We start from the raw sequence: 18715 nt of genomic DNA, 5'->3' as shown, positions 1-18715 counted from the left end.
TTCAAGCTAGTTTCACCCCATTTTGTTGTAATCCGAATCTTCTGCTAAAATCTCTGTAATTGAGCCTTGGATTTCAACAGTATCTGGTGTGCATAAAAATATATTTCCACCAATTTTTGAAATACTGCCACTGAGTGCATAGATGGTACCACTAAGGAAATCGATAATTCGCATCGCCTGATCATTTCTTACTCGCTGTAAATTAACTACAACAGCACGATGTGATCTGAGATGGTCAGCAATCTCTTGGGCCTCATCATAAGAACGTGGCTCATATAAAATAACCTTCACATTTTTTTGTGAATGAATACTCACAACATTATTATTACGTTGATTTTTACGCGCATCAAAGCTTGGCGGTCCAATCTCCGTATCATCAGGTTCACTAATCTTTTCGCGTTCAACAACTTCTTCCTCTTCCTGAACTCCCAAGAAACTCATAAACCGATTCATTACTCCCATTACATTGTCTCCCCTTTCCCCACTAAAATAGTACCCAATCTTACCCAAGTTGCGCCTTCTTCAATTGCAATTTCAAAATCATCTGACATTCCCATCGATAACTCTGTGATAGGTTCATCTGTGACGTGTTCAAGATTTAATTCATCACGCAACAATCTCAGCCCTCGAAATACAGGTCTAGCTTGCTCAGGCTTGTCCACAATTGGAGCCATCGTCATTAAGCCAATCACCTTAAGGTGGGATAGCTTATTGATTTCTGCCAGCAAAGATTTTGCTTCACTTGGCTGGACACCTTGCTTCGATGCCTCTCCTGACACATTCACTTGTACAAATACATTCACCTTTTCACCTATCGCTTCTGCTTTTTTATTAATCTCCTTCGCTAAGGATAAGCGATCAACAGAGTGAATGTAAGAAAATTTACCTACTACATCCTTCACCTTATTACTTTGTAAATGTCCAATATAATGCCATACTGCTGTATCTCCAAGCGCCTCTATTTTAGGCAAAGCATTTTGCGCTCGATTTTCTCCAATATGAAATAATCCTTGATCCAATACCTCTTGTGTAGCCTCTACAGAAACATATTTTGTTACTGCTATAATATGAACCTCATTACGGTTACGACCACTACGCGCGCAAGCGGCTTCAATTCTGTTATTAACTTCTTTCATCCGATCCTGAAGTGACAAGGGCGGACTCACCTCTCCTTCATACCAATCCAGCTAGCCATTCTTCCTGTTGTACCTTCTTCCTTACGGTAAGAAAAAAATTGATCAGGATGACAACTTGTACACCATGTAGTACATTCGATAAACTCTGGCAATATTCCTGCTTTTATCATAATCATTCGATTCAGTTCTTTCAAGTTCAGCATACTTTTCCCCTCGTTAGACGACGGTGAAGCAATTACATTGATGTCTATGTCTCCACCAATATCTGCTAATGTCTCCCTAACTCTGGACATCACATATTCATCAACTTCATAACAGCAATCCCCAATAGAAGGACCTATAGCTGCATAAATATGATGCGGAGCACACCCGTAGGTCTCGGTCATTGTAGTTATCATTACTTTGGAAATTTGCCCCACAGTTCCTTTCCACCCCGCATGAGCAAGCCCAATAACTCCCTTCACTTTATCAAAAAAATAAAGAGGTACGCAATCCGCATAAAAGGACGTTAATAAAATATTAGGAACATTGGTTACCAACCCATCTGTATTTTGAAAAGCAGACTCTCGGTCACTATAACCTTTTCCCACATCTGAGGCCTCTACAACTGCAATCTGTGTACCATGAACCTGCTCTCCGCAGGTCCATGTACTTGGCTCAAAACCAATTGCCCTTGCTAATGTAATTCGATTTTGCAGTACATCTACTGCGTTGTCATCGACATGATAAGCTAAATTCAAGCTAGAATAAGGAGCATGGGAGCATCCACCTTGTCTGCCTGTAAAACCAACCTGTAAATGTGGCTCATCTTCCATCCATTTCTTAAGAAAATAAAGTGCTGGAGTATTCTCTTCATATTTTCTAACAAATGGTTCCACTTCCCCACCCCTTTAAGCCATCTTCTGAAAATAATATATGTTACAGTTTATCATAAAACACACTCTACTGCGCTATCTAACCTTTTGTTGCTCGTCCATCCCGATCTATATATACTGTTTTATCATATTGCTGTGGTTGTACTTGGGTCAATTCATCCATACGAACTAATACAACATCCGAACCAATTTTCACTATATTTTTCCAAGGAATAATCATGTCACTTCCACTACCAAACAAGCCCATAAACTTATTATTTATTGGTACAACAATCGCTTCGATAATACCTTGTCTTAAATCCAGTTCTAGGTCACTAATATGTCCTAAGCGCTTACCATCAACGACATTGATAACATCCTTCGTTTGAAAATCAGAAATTTTCATACTTGCCCTCACCACACGATCTGTCATTAGAGTACCCCACCTTTATATGCTTACTTTGCAATAGGTTATTCACTCATATATATGAGACAAAACGGAAAATAATTAACGATTGGGTCATCCGCTCAAATTCCCTTTATAATAGGCTCTATTTATAAATCAGTACTTGACAACGACTGGAGGCTGGTAGCTATCATATTCCTTTTAATGGCTTAAAACAAAAATTAGTGGTTGTTAACTTCTGAGGAAAGCAGCTACGGTGCAGAGGGTGGCTTCGACCCCTGTTACAGCCTGATTTTCTTGTATTACATTTTTATCGGTTGAAAAACAGTCTGTAAAGGCGGACGTGTTCACTTCTCCACCATCCCTCTACCCCTTCGCTATTTTTGCTTCCTCTCCACCACTAATTTCTAATTGGAGCCCTTTTTATTGAAGTATATTTATGGATGGAAATAGATTTTAAGAACCTTCAGAATCTCTCTGTCTCTTCGCTAGTTTGGGGTAGCGGTCAAGCACTGATTTCAAGATTGAGCCAATAAAAAAGTCCTCAAACATCTGCGAAAATTATTTCCAGACATTTAAGGACTTATTTAGCTTTCACGGCTCAACCTTAAAATATATAGTAATTGACAATAAGCTTACTTTCGCGAAGGGGCAGGGAGATGGTGGAAAAGAGGTAGTGTTACAATCTTTCTGGAAGAAAGATACTTCGAAAGCATAATCACTTTAAGGTCACATTTTCTTCACTTAAAATATACATTATAAAAGAAAAATGAGACCTTAACAGCGGTTGAAGCCACTCTCTGCATCGTAACCTCCTCTTCGCATATTTTTGTCAAGCACTGTCCATTTTGTTGAGCCGCTTTAGCTTTCCTTCTCTATTTTACATGCTTTTGCATTTGCGTAATTGCCGATTTCTCTAGCCTTGATACCTGTGCCTGAGAAATCCCTATTTCGTCGGCCACCTCCATTTGTGTTTTCCCTTCAAAAAAACGCATAGATAATATCATTTTTTCACGTCCACCCAAGCGTTGCATCGCTTCTTTTAAAGCGATCTCCTCGATCCAGGACACATCTTTATTTTTCTCATCCCCAATTTGATCCATCACATATATCGGGTCGCCTCCGTCATGGTAAATGGGTTCAAATAAGGATACCGGATCTTGAATAGCATCGAGTGCAAACACGACATCTTCCTTCGGAATATCTAACGCTTGTGCAATTTCTAAAATTGTTGGTTCCCTTGAATTTTTGTTCGTCAGATTGTCTCTCATTTGGAGTGCCTTATAGGCGATATCTCTAAGGCTTCGCGAAACACGGATTGGATTGTTATCCCGCAAATATCGGCGAATCTCCCCAATAATCATAGGCACTGCGTAGGTTGAAAACTTCACATTTTGCGATAAATCAAAATTGTCGATCGCCTTCATGAGTCCAATGCAGCCAACCTGGAACAGATCATCTACATATTCCCCTCGATTATTGAAACGTTGGATTACACTTAGTACCAGTCTAAGGTTACCATTTACCAGTTTTTCTCTCGCTGACCTTACATTGTGTTCTTGTAGGGAATGAAACAATTCCCGCATTTCTACATTGGTTAGTACAGGCAACTTCGCTGTATCCACACCACAAATTTCGACTTTATTACGTGTCATCGTGTCTTTACCTCCCAAGGTGAAACATTAATGATCATTATCTCCTTGGGCTGTATTTTTATTCCTGTTCATAATGAATTTCATTAAAGAAAATGGGTCAATGAGCTACACCATTTTGTTAAATTCCTTACGCAGACGCTTAATTATACGCTTCTCTAGCCTTGAAATATAAGATTGAGAAATACCTAAAAGATCAGCAACATCCTTTTGTGTTTTTTCATCTCCATCAACAAGTCCAAATCTGAGCTCCATAATTAATCGCTCGCGATCACTAAGCTTATCTAATGCTTTATGCAGTAATCTACGGTCAACCTGTTCTTCAATGTTGCGGTATATTGTATCATTTTCTGTCCCAAGCACATCGGACAAAAGCAGTTCATTGCCATCCCAATCTATATTTAATGGTTCATCAAAGGAAACCTCTGTTCTAATTTTGCTGTTGCGTCGTAAATACATTAAAATTTCATTTTCAATACAACGTGATGCATACGTCGCTAACTTAATTTTTTTCTCAGGATCAAATGTATTTACCGCTTTGATTAAACCAATAGCACCAATAGATACCAAGTCCTCAATATTAATCCCTGTATTCTCAAACTTTCGAGCAATATAAACAACTAGCCTTAAATTACGTTCAATAAGCATCGAACGTATCGCAGCATCACCAGAGGAGAGCTTAGTAAGCAAGTATTCCTCCTCTTCTCTTGTTAGTGGAGGGGGCAATGCCTCACTACCACCAATATAATAAATCTCTTCACTTTTCAAACCAAACAAAAATAAAAATCGGTAGTACTGCAATTGCAGCATCAGCTTCCACTTTACTAGCATCTTTGCTTTCCTCCTATTTACATTTGTGTCTTTTTAATCACTTCTAAATAATTTAAATAACCAATGATTAATGATCAGTCACTTCCACCTCAGTTAATGATGGATGAATAATAGCTTGGTATTTTCCCTCAGAGGATAACGTTCCCCCATCCAAACCAATAAGTACCTTTGTAGAAACAATCTGCTGCTCACCCACCTGTATTACACATTGATCTGGCTTTATCGCAATCATAAATTGTGTCCCGCGATTGAAGCCACGATAAGGGACAAGTCGTAACCGGTCTCTCCACGAAAAAGACTCCACCTCCATCCACTCCATAATAAGGTTGTCCGCATGCTCTCCACCAAGCTTACCCTTCCAGCTATCTGGGAGGAAGTCACTCCACATATTTGCTTCCATCACCATCACCGGAAGTCTTGATAAAGGATCTGTGAGCTGATTCCCTGTATCTATTAGACCTATACACGCTACCTTGATCCCTTCGATTTGGACTTCAACCTCCGCTAGAGATGCAGCCACTCGTTCCACATTTTTTCTATTGTTCATCATCGATCTAAACCAAAAAAGGACAATACCAAAAGAAACTAAAATAAAAACCATGCTTATGCTTAATGTAAATGTCATTCCACCAGAGGCCATGTACCATATTCCATTCCATACCTCTCCAGCATCCTGTAGCATATAATGGAACCCTAAAATCCCTCCTGCTGCTACAAAATTCACGATGTAAAACGCACCTAAATTACGTGAATAGGCTTGAAGACTTGGGAATCCGAAGGCGGTCCATAACATCACAACCGAAAATAAAAACTTTACTAAAAATGTAAACATAAACGACAATGCTGGTAAAAACATCATCAAGACATACATGGCACCAATTGAGGCAGAAAAAATAATACGCCACCATTTAAATGAAAGCTTCCTTAGCCATGCGGTTGTTAACAGAAGACTAGCGTCAATCAATAGATTCACGAAAAAAATAAGATCAATATAAACAATCAATCCTATCACCTAAATCCTACAAGGATAAATCAAGCTCTTCATTTCAATAGACTATTACCAGTATATAGAGGACAGAATGTAAAGTCTGTCTAAAATTGAATGAACATTATTCACTAATTTTGTCGAGGAAAGCTAAAAAAGAAGACAAGAAAAAAATCTCCAAGTCCATGATGGACTGGAGATTTTAAGAGAGGAGAATGAAAAGAATTATTCGTTATTGTTGCGTGAGCGATTACGGAGGAAAGTTGGAATATCAAGCTGATCGCTATTTGTATTATGGTTTCCAAATGGTCTTAGTGAGGATTGCTGACGTTGCTCAGGTGTAGCTACTGGATTACTAGCTGGTTTACGACTTGGAGCAACAGCAGGCTTATGTTCAAAGCCAGTTGCAATCACAGTGACTTTGATATCTTCCTTCATGTTTTCATCAATAATTGCACCAAAAATCATATTTACTTCTGGATCAGAAGCTTCAATGACAATTTCTGCTGCTTCGTTTACTTCATATAGAGATAGGTTAGACCCACCTGTAATATTCATAATAACGCCACGTGCACCTTCAATCGAAGTTTCAAGTAACGGACTCATAATTGCTTTACGTGCTGCTTCTGCGGCACGATTCTCACCAGAAGCTTCGCCTATTCCCATTAGGGCTGAGCCACGCTCTGTCATAATTGTTTTTACATCGGCAAAGTCAAGGTTAATTAAACCGGGAACCTGGATTAAATCAGAAATACCTTGAACGGCTTGACGTAATACATTATCCGCCTCACGGAATGCCTCTACCATAGGAGTTTTCTTATCAACAATCTCTAACAAACGATCGTTAGGGATTACAATTAAGGTATCCACCTTTTCTTTGAGGCCTTCAATACCAAGCTCTGCTTGATTAGAACGCTTACGACCTTCAAATGTAAAGGGACGTGTAACAACACCAACGGTTAAAGCACCACATTCACGCGCAATTTCCGCAATAACTGGCGCTGCACCTGTTCCTGTTCCACCACCCATTCCAGCCGTAACAAAAACCATATCTGCGCCTTTAAGGGTACTCGCTATTAAATCACGAGATTCTTCAGCCGCTTTTTTACCTACGTCAGGATTTGCACCTGCACCCAAACCACGAGTTAATTTGTCTCCAATTTGGAGCTTATGCTCGGATTTAGCTAAATGTAGCGCTTGAGCATCTGTATTTACTGTAATAAATTCAACACTCTGCACTCCATTTTCAATCATACGGTTCACAGCGTTACTACCGCCGCCACCTACACCAATTACTTTAATTTGAGCCAAGCTCTCCATCTCAAAATCAAACTCCAACATACTGTTCCATCTCCCCCTTAATTATGCATGGATGGCTTGTCCATTCATTAACCTAAAAAGTTTATATAAATTCCTTAAATAAATTTTTCAATCTATCTACTAATCCTGATTTGCGTGAGCTTTCAGTAGGCGGAGCCGCCTTGCGATTGGTAGACTTTTTAGGTGCAGCATTGCGAAGTGTCACATCTCTAATCACTTGATATAGGATGCCAACTCCACCTGCAAACCCAGGATCACGCACACCGATATAATCAGGAACAGCAATTCTTACAGAAGATGCTAATTCCTCTTGTGCAATTTTTAAAAGTCCTGGCATAGACACGGTGCCACCTGTTAAAATATAGCCTCCAGGCAGTTCATTATATCCTAGTCTTTTTAATTCTTGATAGATAAGCTGGAATATTTCCTGTACCCTTGGTTCAATAATAGATGACAAATCTTCTTGTGAAAATTCCTTATCTACATTACTACCAATTCTAGTCACTTTAAAAGTAACATCAGGTGCTGAATCTTCAATGGAAGCACAGCCATATTTCAGCTTTACCTTTTCTGCTTGATCAGGCAACGTCCGCAGCCCATAAGCAATATCATTGGTTATAAATTCTCCCCCTATCGGAAGCGTAGATGTCGCAACGATTGTGCCGCTTTCGAACACTGCGATTGTTGTAGAACCTGCACCAATGTCAACTAATGCAGCGCCCATCGTTTTCTCATCCTTGGAAAGAGCAAGCTGTCCTGACCCAAGAGACAATACAATTAAATCAGCTACCTTTAAGCCTGCTTTCTCAACGCAACGAAGCAGATTATGTACTGCTGTTTTTGCTCCAGTAATAATCGTTGCCTCAACCTCAAGACGAACACCTATCATTCCTCTTGGATCTTGAATTCCTTCTAGACCATCAACTATATATTGTTTTGCTACAATATCGATGATTTCACGTTCAGGAGGAAGAGCAATTACTTCTGCTGCCTTTAAAACTCGTTCAATATCGTCTTCGCCTATTTCACGATCTTCATTTTGGACAGCTACAACTCCATGGCTCGTCTGTAGTCCAATGTGATTCCCCGATATGCCGACGTATACTTCCGATATTTGAATATCTACCATACGTTCAGCATGATCCACAGCATTTCGAATGGATTGAACTGTCTGGTCAATATCTACAATCGCACCTTTACGAATACCTTCCGAGTCAGCAGATCCAACCCCAATAATATTAAAGGATCCATTATTAATTTCCCCAATAATAGCACGAACCTTGGATGTACCGATGTCCAAACTAACAATGATATCATTGCTGCTCAAGCCGTTGGCACCTCCTGTTAATTTTCATAAAAAACACTCTCTACAATATTCAACATCTTTTAATCTATCCCTCTTTTTTGGAGAAGTTTTTTCCCTACTAACCTTCACTCCACAAATAAGAGGAAATCTTGTTTATATACAGAATAACCGATATATCTATTCAAGACAAAAGTTTGATAGAGATAGATGGTTACATAAAACATATTTTATCATTTTTTGTGAATGATGAGTAGTACGATTTTCTTATTTCTCCGTGTCAACATTAGTTGAAAATGGCACGTACGAATCAGCATCTAACAATTTCAAGATGCCTGGCTCCTGAGATTCAAGGATTCTGTTCATATACTCCGCCTTTTGTGGCAAAAGGGAAATGGAAGAAATTACAACAAAATGTGATCTAGTATACATCTTAATCCGATCTGGATAAGACAGCGTAGGCTCAGGAGCGATTTCAGAAATATCTGAAACTAGGTTTGCATCAATTTGAGATAAAGCACTGCCGAGTTTTTTTAGATTAGGATCGTTTTCCTTCCACTGAGACAGGATTGGCTTATCAATTACAACTGTCCCATTCTCAAATGGAATCATGACACCGTTTGTTAAAAGTCCTTTCAATCCCCCATTAGCATCCAATGTATAGGCAAGAACAGGATATTCCTGAACCTGAATGTTAATGACGCCAGGAAAAGACTTTTGTACAGTGACAGACTGAATGGACTGCACCTTCTCTAGTCTTTGTTCAATTGTGCCTGAGCTTGTCCCAAAAAAGGCATCTCCCTTCTGTACCTCGACGGCCTTCATCAACTGCTCTGTTGTTACATACTTATTTCCTTCAAAATTGATCTCAGAAACTTCACTTAGCGAAGACCGAAAAAATAGAATCGTTAAAATAGAAATAAATAAGGTTACAATAATCCATTTTACTTTTCGATTGCCACGTTTATTAGGTTTGTTTTGTTTAAGGACAGGTACATTAGCTTTTTCCATAGTTTTCTCCGATATCATGATCTTTAAAGCTTATATTTCTAAGATGAAAGCTAACAGTTTTTTCACAAGGTTAGCTTTCATCTCGAAAATTATGCTAAATCTAATTGCTTTAAGGCAACCTTTGTCTCACGTCGCATTTTCCCACCAAGATGTCCAAACATCAACTCAATTTGATCGTAACCTCTATCAATGTGATGGATTTGCTCTACGATTGTTCTGCCTTGAGCTGCTAAGCCTGCAATCACCAAAGCCGCACCTGCTCTTAAGTCTGTAGCTTCCACTGTAGCCCCATACAATCTAGGAACCCCACGAATAAATGCTGTATTCAAGTCTACAGAAATGTCAGCCCCCATTCTCACAAGCTCATCCACATGCTTAAATCTGCCCTCAAATACGGTCTCCTTCATCACACTAAAACCATCGGCTAAAGACAACAAGACCATAACTTGTGACTGTAAATCGGTAGGGAACGAAGGATAGGGTAGTGTGACGATACAATCAATCGGTTTAGGTCGTGAAGCACTACTTACGGTTATTATATCATTGCAAGCCCTAATTTGAACACCAGCACGCCTAAGTACATGAAGTAACGAAACTAGGTGTGAAGGATTACAATGAGATAACGTTACGGTTCCTCGTGTCGCGGCAGCCGCAATCAGTATCGTGCCAGCAACAATTCGATCAGGGATAATCTCATATTGACAAGAGTATAGCTTATCAACACCTTGAATCGTAATCGTATCTGTGCCTGCCCCCATAATGCTTGCACCCATCGCATTGAGGAAATTTTGCAAATCTTGTATTTCTGGTTCGCGGGCTGCATTTGTAATTACGGTGGTCCCTTGAGCAAGGGATGCGGCCATCATAATATTTTCCGTTGCACCTACACTTGGATATTCTAAATGAATATCATTACCAATTAATTTTGTAGCCCTACACCAAATTTGTTGATCATTTTCTTCAATGACTGCACCTAATGCCTCTAGTCCTTTAAGATGCAGGTCAATTTTTCGTTCGCCGATCGCACATCCTCCAGGCTGATAAATACAAACCTCCCCAAACTTAGCAAGAAGAGGTCCCATTAAAAATATAGATGACCGCATCTGTCTCATTAAATCCTCAGGCACATGAGCAGAATTTGTTCGATCACTATCAATGGTCACCTTATCTCCCTGTTGTACAGCCCTACAGCCAAGTCTGTTCAGAATGCCCAACATCACCTCAATATCTAACAAATGAGGGACATTTGATAGCTGCACCTTGCCTTCTGATAGCAAACTGGCTGCCAAAATTGGCAATGCGGCATTTTTTGCTCCATGAATACGAATTGATCCAGATAGGGGTCTACCGCCCTCAATCACCAATTTGTCCAATGTATCACCTCCGAGTTTCCCGTTAGCGAAAATTTAAAATTATACGTGACACATCAAATCCATGCCGTTAGCAAAAGGTGATGAGGGGTTGTAAAAAAGATGCCAACGCGCTAAGGTTCTACGAAGTGCTGTCCTAGAAGCCCTAGGCTTCGTGCGATTGTCACGATGTATGTGGTATATTATGCCCTTTAGCGTAAGAGTGTGACAATCGCCCATCTGAGTGCTTCATTTAGCTATTTTCTTCATTTCTTCCACAATTAAATGAGCTGAATCTGGTTTGCCTAACTTTTTTGAAGCGGCAGACATTTTACGATGAACAGCATCATTTCTCATAATGTGTTGAATCTCCTGAAACAGGACTTCACCTGTTAGGTCGGCTTCAACAATAACTTTGGCCGCATTGTTTTTTTCTAACATTCGGGCATTTTTCTCCTGATGATTGTTAGTTACATTGGGGGAAGGAATCAAGATGGATGGTATACCAAGCGCATTAATCTCAGCCAAAAAGGAAGCACCTGCACGATTTACAATTAAAGAAGTGGCCGCAAGGACCTCTGGCATATTGTGTACATATGGAACAACGCTCAAACTACTAGGGATTTTACCTAATTGCTCAGAAATAGCCTCCCGCGTTGCAGCAAAATATTTTTCACCTGTTACATATACAAAATGAACGTTTAGAAGCTTATATAGTTGCTTTGACATGGCAATCATTGCATTGTTAATGGCTTGTGCGCCTCGACTGCCACCCACGACTAGCACAATTTTAGTATGCTGAGGTAAGCCAAGCGACTCATATCCCTTCCTTTTATCAGCAAGGTAAACGGTTGTTGCTCTAGGATTGCCTGTGTATACAATTTTTTTAGCCTCTGGAAAAGCATTTAATCCTTCTTCAAAGCTCACTGCTACTGTAGATACATATTTACTTAAAAAACGATTGGTTAAGCCTGGAACTGCATTTTGCTCATGAATGATCGTTGGAATGCCAAGCTTTGCCGCAGCATAAACAACGGGTCCACATACATATCCCCCTGTACCGATAACCACATTAGGCTTAAATTGACGCAACCATTTTTTGGAATGACGCACACCGCTCATAAAACGCATTACCGTTTTTACATTTTCAAACGACAGCTTACGCTTAAACCCAGTAATATTTAGTGCCTTAAACTCCATGTTTTGTGACGGTACGATGGTGCTTTCTAATCCATGTTGTCCACCGATATATAAAAACTGTGATTCAGGATACTCATCCTTGCATTGCTGAGCAACAGCTAACGCAGGATAAATATGTCCTCCTGTTCCACCACCAGTAAATACGACTCGCATCCTAATCACCTCGCATACCGTGATAAATTTAATAAAATACCAAACGCCGTTAGCATCAAGGTTAAGGAAGAGCCACCATAGCTTATCAAAGGCAATGTAATCCCTGTTACAGGCATTAATCCAATAACTACACCGATATTAATAATGACTTGAATACCTACGATACCTACGATACCAACTGCAAGTAGGCTGCCAAAGGGATCATCTATGGTCATTGCGACACGAATCCCTCGCCAAACAATAATTAAAAATAAAAACAACACAAACAAACCGCCAATAAAACCTAACTCCTCAGACAAAATCGAAAAAATAAAATCCGTTTGTGGCTCTGGCACGTAGCTATATTTTTGACGACTCATACCTAAGCCAAGCCCAGCAAGTCCACCAGGACCAATCGCATAAAGAGATTGAATAATTTGGTAACCTGCCCCAAGCGGATCAGACCAGGGATCTAAAAAGGCAGTAATACGCTGTAATCGGTAGGGCGCCGCTATTATTAATCCGATAAACCCAGCAGCCCCTACAGCAGCTAAGCCTAATAGATGCTTCATTTTTGCGCCCGCTGTAAATACGATAAGAAGTGCAGCTCCTAACATGACAGTACCTGTACCTAAATCTGGCTGAAGCATAATTAGTCCAAAAGCTAAACCTATAATACCAAGTGGCGGTAATAAACCACGTGTAAACGAGGTAATGTTATATTCTTTTTGACTTAGCCAATAGGACAAAAATAATACCATACCAAGCTTCATAAATTCAGAGGGTTGAATCCCAAATGAACTAATACCTAACCAACTTCTAGCTCCCCCACGTACTACACCAATACCTGGGATTAAGACGATAATGAGCATAATAAAACAAGTAATTAAAATCGGCTTGGCATATCTTCGTAAAATACGATAATTTACATTCATCATAATAAACATGGCTATTAGGCCAAGCACGGCAAATAACCCCTGTCTCTTCACAAAATAAAAGGGGTCTCCGTAATCATGGAATCCAAGAACAGATCCCGCACTGTATACCATTACAATACCAATAGCCAGCAATCCGAGGATGCTGGCTATTAACCAAAAATCAGGAGCAGTTTCACTTTTGCTCATCGTGGAAGCCACCTCTTCGATAAAAGTAGGGGCTTATCCACCCCCCTACTTAAAGGGTATGCACCGCTTCTTTAAAAATGCGTCCACGTTCTTCATAAGACTTAAACATATCCCAGCTTGCACAAGCAGGGGATAATAAAACGATATCTCCTGTCCCTGCCAGCTTGGCAGCTTGCCGAGTCGCATTTTGCAAAGTTTCTGCAGCACTACTCTCAGTATCGACAAGGTGTATCTCTGTTAATCCTGCCTTGGAGGCAACCTCCGCAATTTTCTCCTTTGTTTCGCCTATTGCGACAACAGCCTTAACCTTGCTTTGTAAGTAAGGAAGTAGTTCGAGGTAATCCGAACCCCGATCAAGGCCCCCTGCGATAAGAATGATTGGCTCCTTAAGCGCATCTAAAGCCATGATCGTCGCTTTAGAATTTGTTGCTTTGGAATTGTTATAAAAAGTAACGCCGTGCTTTGTTTCAACATATTCAAGACGATGCTCCACCCCACGAAACGACATTAAAGGCTCGCGAAGGCTGACTGGATTTACACCTGCTGCAATTGAGATCGCCACTGCGGCTAGTGCATTCTCCACATTGTAACGACCGGGCAGTCCAATCTCGTGTATGGCAACAATTTCGTGTTCCTGTCCCGCTTCATCTGCATAAATAATATGTCGTAATTTATCATCGTCTTCTTGAGGCAAAAAGGCAGGCTTTACATACACGCCGTTTTGCTCCAATTGCTGAAGCATTGAAAATAATATCGTCTTGCTCTTAAGCTGAGGAAGTATAGTTTGACAAATCTCATCATCCGCATTCAAGACAGCGATATCCTGCGAGGTCTGATTCGCAAACAATTTTTGTTTAGAAGCAACATAATCCTCCATACCACCATGGTAATCCAAATGCGTCTCTGCTAAATTAAGTAAAGCACCCACTTTAGGTGCATAGTTTACCGTACCTTTAAGTTGAAAGCTGCTTAGTTCCACAACCATCCAATTATCTGTAGTCGCATATTCAGCAGCCTCACAAAGTGGCGTTCCGATGTTACCTGCAACAATCGGCTTCATCCCTGCGGCTTCTAGCATTTTACCGACCCATGTCGTTGTAGTCGTTTTGCCATTAGAGCCTGTAATCCCAATCATTGGTGCTTCACACAGCTCATAAGCAATTTCCACTTCCGTTACGACATCAATGTTCATGTTAAGTGCTTGTACGATCGGTGGCGCAGAATAAGGAATTCCAGGGTTTTTAACGACAAGCTTAATCCCTTCATGAATTAAATCATCTGGGTGTCCACCACAAATTACAGGAATGCCCAAAACCTCAAGCTCAGCAGCCTCAGGACATTCCTCTCTTGATTTTCGATCATTCACAACCACTTTGGCTCCTAGCCCATGTAGCGTTTTTGCAACCCCTACACCACTTCGAGCTAAACCAAGCACAACAATTTGACTACCTTTGTACGATTCTGGATGCCTCATAAATTACAACCCCTTGCTCAAATAAAGTCCAACGATTGCAAGTATTAACGCTACACTCCAAAAGCTCGTAACGACACGCCATTCTGACCAACCTGATAATTCAAAATGGTGATGAATCGGACTCATCTTAAAGACACGTTTACCTGTCTTTTTGAATACAGCAACTTGAATGACCACTGACAACATTTCGATTACAAAAACACCACCAATGATTAAAAACAGTAATTCACTTTTCGTAATAATGGCAATTGCAGAAATCGCTCCACCAATTCCAAGTGATCCTGTATCTCCCATAAATACTTTGGCGGGATGTGCATTAAAGACTAGAAAACCTAAAACTGCACCAACCATGGCTGCTGCACATACAGCGGCAGGGATTGATGTAGCTTGAATAGCAAGAATGGCATAGGCCCCAAAGCAAACTGCACTGACACCTGATAACAATCCATCCAAACCATCTGTAAAGTTTACGGCATTGGTAATAGCTAGCATCATCACAACGATAAATGGATAATAAAACCATGGTCCAAAGTCAAAGCTAAAGCTAAGCCCTGGTATACCAATTGCAGTGCTATGCTGTTCAGATATTAGCAATGCCACAACTATGCCCGCAAAAAGAAGCTGCCCAATTAGTTTTTGCTTTGGTGTTAATCCCAAGGAACGTTTAAATACGATTTTAATATAATCATCTAAAAAACCAACTAATCCAAAACCTAGTGTTGCAACTAATAAAATATAAAAATCAGTATTCACCACTGAAAATTTTAGAAAAGATAAAGCAAAGGCTAATATAATAATAATTCCACCCATTGTAGGTGTGCCTGCTTTTTTCTGATGACTCTCTGGTCCCTCTCCCCTAATCTGCTGACCAAATTTCATTCGACGCAAGATTGGAATACAAAGTGGCGCTAAGATGACGGATAAAATAAATGATACACCCATTGAAATAAATATAAGTCCAAAATCCATGGGATTTTCACCTCCCTAATCTAAATATTTTGATGTTTGAATTGCTTAATCTGTTCTACTACTTTTTCTAGTGCCATTCCTCTAGAGGCTTTTACTAGAACAACATCATCTGGGGACAACATTGTCTCAAGCTTCGCAATTAACTCAGCTTTATCAGTATATGCATATATCTTTTTTTCGTCTAGGCGTTTCTTTGCTCCTTCAGCAATTCTTTTCCCTAACTCTCCTAAAGTAAATAGGTAATCAAGTTTACTTGCATCAAGTAAATTTCCAATTTCCTCATGATATTTCCCTTCAGAAGCACCTAATTCAAGCATATCTCCGAGCACAGCAATTTTTCTTTGATAGCCTTTCATATTTTCAAGTACATGAATGGCAGCTTTCATCGAGGTTGGGCTAGCATTATAAGCATCATTTAGAACCGTAATTCCATTTTCACAAGCAATAAATTCAATTCTCATGCCTGTTAAAGCAAGACGCTGTAAACCTTGTACGATTTTTTCCTCTGGCACCTTGTAGTGTCTTGCCACGATCAAGGCCGCTAAGCTATTAACGACGTTATGCTCACCTAATAGTGGAAGGGTGTAAGTTCTATTAACACCTTGATGTGTCATGAAGCTGACAGAATCTTGGGTAAAGTTCATTTCAGAAGGAAACTCATCATTATGTTGGCCTAGCCCAAATGTCATTTTATTAAATTGTTGTGGTTTGTGTGTGTCTGTTTCCTCTAGCACTTGCTGTATTAAGGGCTCATCCCCATTACAAATAAGTAAGCCATCACTTTGTAGACCCGTCATAATTTCAAGCTTAGCTCTTGCAATTTCTAGACGTGAACCAAGCTGCAATAAATGCGACTCTCCAATATTAGTGATAATTACGGTTTCAGGTCTAGCTAGCTCTGAAAGCAGCTTAATTTCACCTCTATCGCTCATCCCCATCTCAAGCACAATAAAATCACTATCCACAGGCATCGACAAAATCGTTAAAGGCATCCCGATATGATTGTTAAAATTGCCTTGGGTTTTATGCACCTTGTAGATGGTAGATAATACTGCATATACCATATCTTTTGTTGTCGTTTTGCCATTACTACCTGTAATGCCAATTACTTTTGCTGAACTACTAGCCAAGTAACTGGCAGCCATAGCTTGTAAAGCGGCTAAAGTGTCATCAACAATAATAGCTGGACCAGGTGGCTCTTCCCCTGCTCTTGACCACAAAATTGCACTTGCCCCTGCCTCTATTGCGGCAGCGGCAAAATCATGTGCATCAAACCGCTCACCAGCAAGCGGAACAAACAGACATCCCTTTGTAATGTGACGGGAGTCAGTCACAACTCCCGTTACTTGTATTTCCTCATTAACCTGTGATGGTAGCTTACCATTACACATCACAGCAATTTGTTTTAAATTTGTTTTTATCACACCAAGCGTCCCCTTATCGCCTCACGAGCAACAACTCGATCATCAAAATCAAGCACTGCTGTGCCAATTAGTTGGTAGGTCTCATGACCTTTCCCCGCAATCAATACTACATCGTTATGGCTTGCCATTTCAATAGCATGGTTAATTGCTTCACGCCGATCTACAAGTAATTCGTAATGCTCTTTATCAGCATTCATCTCAATAAGCCCAGCTTCAACCTCTTGTAAAATAAAATTTGGATCCTCTGTACGAGGATTATCTGAAGTGACCACAACATAATCAGAATACTCCGCTGCGATTTTCGCCATAATTGGCCGCTTTGTACGATCACGGTCACCCCCACAACCAAACACGGTAATGACTTTTCCTACTGCAAATTCCTTCACAGTACGAAGTACATTTTCAAGCCCATCAGGTGTATGCGCGTAATCCACAAGTACAGCAAAATCCTGTCCTTCATTAACGGCTTCAACACGGCCCTCTACCCCTGGAACCTGCTCTAAGCTTTGTTTAATTTCTGCTATGGTCAGGCCTTCAAGCAATGCCGCAGTCATCGCTGCTAAAGCATTATAAACATTAAACTTGCCTACCATCTGCAAGCTAATATCTGCTTCACCCCATGGTGAAGCCACATGGAAGGAGGTGCCTTTAGCCGTAATTGCAATGTTAGAGGCCTTCACATCTGCATCCTGCTCTACAGCGTAGGTGATTACCTCTGCTGACGTAATTTTTTTAAAATATTCACTTGCAGGATCATCATTATTTAACACCGCATAACTCCGCTCTGCTAAATTTTCAGAATAGGAATTACCTAGTCTAGAAAATAGTAGCCCTTTTGCATGTGTATACTCTTCCATCGTTTTATGATAATCAAGATGATCTTGAGTCATATTCGTAAAAACTGCAGTACGGAAATGGATCCCCTTTAACCTTCCTTGCTCTAATGCATGTGATGAGGCCTCCATCACACAATAATCTACATTCGCAGATACCATCTCTTGCATATAATGCTGCAAATCAAGACATTCTGGTGTAGTACCAGAAGAGGTGAAGCTTTGTCCATTAAACCTGCGACTAATCGTACCAATTAATCCAACATTTTTATGATGATCTTGCAAAATAGCTTCTATTAGATGAGTCGTTGTTGTCTTACCGTTAGTACCAGTGACACCAATTACTCCCATTTTATGGCTAGGATAATCAAAAAATACATTACTTATTATCGCCATCGCAAGACGGCTGTCTTTTACTTTAAGTTGAGGTAGATTAACATCATCCAACCATCGCTCCACGATGAGGGCTACAGCTCCCTGTGAAGCAGCTTTAGCTGCATAGTTATGTCCATCTACGGTAAAGCCCTCCATGCATAAAAAGAGATCTCCAGCCTGAACCTTACGCGAATCAAAGGCAATACCTGAGAATGGGGTATTTTCATCCCCTTTTATTTCACTAATTGCTACAAACTTTCTCAAATCACCGAGCAGCATATAAACCCTCCATCCATTTTAAGCACTTTCCATAGCTATGTTATTTCAAAAAACTCCT

At 40.2% G+C, this 18715-nt stretch carries 17 protein-coding genes; all 17 read right to left on the bottom strand.

Annotation, left to right across the window (positions count from 1 at the left end):
• Positions 1–12 precede the first annotated feature (12 nt).
• The 17 genes from J2Z32_RS04940 to J2Z32_RS04860 all read right to left on the bottom strand — a co-directional run bounded on the left by J2Z32_RS04940 (position 13) and on the right by J2Z32_RS04860 (position 18657).
• Positions 13–462: a cell division protein SepF gene (locus tag J2Z32_RS04940; protein ID WP_210088061.1), complete on the bottom strand. Its 450-nt coding sequence runs from the start codon at positions 460–462 to the stop codon at positions 13–15.
• On the bottom strand, positions 462–1154 hold the full coding sequence (locus tag J2Z32_RS04935; RefSeq protein WP_210088060.1) for a YggS family pyridoxal phosphate-dependent enzyme: 693 nt from the start codon (positions 1152–1154) through the stop codon (positions 462–464). The genes J2Z32_RS04940 and J2Z32_RS04935 overlap by 1 nt, the downstream gene beginning before the upstream one ends.
• Before the next feature lie 8 nt (positions 1155–1162).
• Positions 1163–2014, bottom strand: coding sequence for a peptidoglycan editing factor PgeF (gene pgeF, locus J2Z32_RS04930; RefSeq protein WP_342453916.1), 852 nt, complete (start codon positions 2012–2014; stop codon positions 1163–1165).
• Between the two features lie 76 nt (positions 2015–2090).
• Complete coding sequence (locus J2Z32_RS04925; protein WP_245251193.1) at positions 2091–2423, bottom strand: YlmC/YmxH family sporulation protein; 333 nt, start codon at positions 2421–2423, stop codon at positions 2091–2093.
• Positions 2424–3271: 848 nt separating this feature from the next.
• Positions 3272–4051 carry an RNA polymerase sporulation sigma factor SigG gene (sigG, locus tag J2Z32_RS04920; RefSeq protein ID WP_210088059.1) on the bottom strand — a complete coding sequence of 260 codons (780 nt, stop codon included), beginning with the start codon at positions 4049–4051 and terminating at the stop codon, positions 3272–3274.
• A gap of 105 nt (positions 4052–4156) precedes the next feature.
• Complete coding sequence (sigE, locus tag J2Z32_RS04915; RefSeq protein ID WP_210088058.1) at positions 4157–4879, bottom strand: RNA polymerase sporulation sigma factor SigE; 723 nt, start codon at positions 4877–4879, stop codon at positions 4157–4159.
• A 67-nt stretch (positions 4880–4946) separates the two neighbouring features.
• Positions 4947–5891 (bottom strand): sigma-E processing peptidase SpoIIGA, encoded by a 945-nt coding sequence (gene spoIIGA, locus J2Z32_RS04910; protein WP_342453915.1) that lies wholly within the window; start codon positions 5889–5891, stop codon positions 4947–4949.
• 198 nt (positions 5892–6089) lie between these two features.
• Positions 6090–7205, bottom strand: a complete 1116-nt coding sequence (ftsZ, locus tag J2Z32_RS04905) for a cell division protein FtsZ (RefSeq protein WP_210088057.1) — start codon at positions 7203–7205, stop codon at positions 6090–6092.
• 61 nt (positions 7206–7266) lie between these two features.
• A complete protein-coding gene (gene ftsA, locus J2Z32_RS04900; RefSeq protein WP_210088056.1) occupies positions 7267–8511 on the bottom strand; it encodes a cell division protein FtsA in 1245 nt (414 codons plus the stop codon).
• 243 nt (positions 8512–8754) lie between these two features.
• Positions 8755–9498, bottom strand: a complete 744-nt coding sequence (locus tag J2Z32_RS04895; RefSeq protein WP_210088055.1) for a cell division protein FtsQ/DivIB — start codon at positions 9496–9498, stop codon at positions 8755–8757.
• Between the two features lie 89 nt (positions 9499–9587).
• Complete coding sequence (murA, locus tag J2Z32_RS04890) at positions 9588–10871, bottom strand: UDP-N-acetylglucosamine 1-carboxyvinyltransferase (RefSeq protein WP_210088054.1); 1284 nt, start codon at positions 10869–10871, stop codon at positions 9588–9590.
• A 225-nt stretch (positions 10872–11096) separates the two neighbouring features.
• Positions 11097–12200: an undecaprenyldiphospho-muramoylpentapeptide beta-N-acetylglucosaminyltransferase gene (gene murG, locus J2Z32_RS04885; protein ID WP_210088053.1), complete on the bottom strand. Its 1104-nt coding sequence runs from the start codon at positions 12198–12200 to the stop codon at positions 11097–11099.
• A 5-nt stretch (positions 12201–12205) separates the two neighbouring features.
• On the bottom strand, positions 12206–13303 hold the full coding sequence (gene spoVE, locus J2Z32_RS04880; protein ID WP_210088052.1) for a stage V sporulation protein E: 1098 nt from the start codon (positions 13301–13303) through the stop codon (positions 12206–12208).
• 49 nt (positions 13304–13352) lie between these two features.
• The gene (gene murD / locus J2Z32_RS04875; RefSeq protein ID WP_210088051.1) at positions 13353–14777 is read right to left on the bottom strand and encodes a UDP-N-acetylmuramoyl-L-alanine--D-glutamate ligase; all 1425 of its coding nucleotides are present in this window, start codon (positions 14775–14777) and stop codon (positions 13353–13355) included.
• Positions 14778–14780: 3 nt separating this feature from the next.
• A complete protein-coding gene (mraY, locus tag J2Z32_RS04870) occupies positions 14781–15746 on the bottom strand; it encodes a phospho-N-acetylmuramoyl-pentapeptide-transferase (protein ID WP_210088050.1) in 966 nt (321 codons plus the stop codon).
• A 20-nt stretch (positions 15747–15766) separates the two neighbouring features.
• The gene (locus J2Z32_RS04865) at positions 15767–17167 is read right to left on the bottom strand and encodes a UDP-N-acetylmuramoyl-tripeptide--D-alanyl-D-alanine ligase (RefSeq protein WP_210088183.1); all 1401 of its coding nucleotides are present in this window, start codon (positions 17165–17167) and stop codon (positions 15767–15769) included.
• On the bottom strand, positions 17167–18657 hold the full coding sequence (locus J2Z32_RS04860; RefSeq protein ID WP_210088049.1) for a UDP-N-acetylmuramoyl-L-alanyl-D-glutamate--2,6-diaminopimelate ligase: 1491 nt from the start codon (positions 18655–18657) through the stop codon (positions 17167–17169). Before J2Z32_RS04860 ends, J2Z32_RS04865 begins: the two co-directional genes overlap by 1 nt.
• Positions 18658–18715: the final 58 nt, after the last annotated feature.

Origin of the sequence: Paenibacillus turicensis, from assembly GCF_017873435.1 — a bacterium.
GTDB lineage: Bacteria > Bacillota > Bacilli > Paenibacillales > Paenibacillaceae > Fontibacillus > Fontibacillus turicensis.
The sequence above is the reverse complement of the archived record's forward strand: the minus strand, read 5'-3'. Positions and strand labels throughout refer to the sequence as shown.

Coding starts and splice junctions, on each gene's coding strand:
- J2Z32_RS04940 (WP_210088061.1), bottom strand. CDS start 462: ATGGGAGTAATGAATCGGTTTATGAGTTTCTTGGGAGTTCAGGAAGAG.
- J2Z32_RS04925 (WP_245251193.1), bottom strand. CDS start 2,423: ATGACAGATCGTGTGGTGAGGGCAAGTATGAAAATTTCTGATTTTCAA.
- sigG (WP_210088059.1), bottom strand. CDS start 4,051: ATGACACGTAATAAAGTCGAAATTTGTGGTGTGGATACAGCGAAGTTG.
- sigE (WP_210088058.1), bottom strand. CDS start 4,879: ATGCTAGTAAAGTGGAAGCTGATGCTGCAATTGCAGTACTACCGATTT.
- ftsZ (WP_210088057.1), bottom strand. CDS start 7,205: ATGTTGGAGTTTGATTTTGAGATGGAGAGCTTGGCTCAAATTAAAGTA.
- J2Z32_RS04895 (WP_210088055.1), bottom strand. CDS start 9,498: ATGGAAAAAGCTAATGTACCTGTCCTTAAACAAAACAAACCTAATAAA.
- murG (WP_210088053.1), bottom strand. CDS start 12,200: ATGCGAGTCGTATTTACTGGTGGTGGAACAGGAGGACATATTTATCCT.
- spoVE (WP_210088052.1), bottom strand. CDS start 13,303: ATGAGCAAAAGTGAAACTGCTCCTGATTTTTGGTTAATAGCCAGCATC.
- murD (WP_210088051.1), bottom strand. CDS start 14,777: ATGAGGCATCCAGAATCGTACAAAGGTAGTCAAATTGTTGTGCTTGGT.
- mraY (WP_210088050.1), bottom strand. CDS start 15,746: ATGGATTTTGGACTTATATTTATTTCAATGGGTGTATCATTTATTTTA.
- J2Z32_RS04860 (WP_210088049.1), bottom strand. CDS start 18,657: ATGCTGCTCGGTGATTTGAGAAAGTTTGTAGCAATTAGTGAAATAAAA.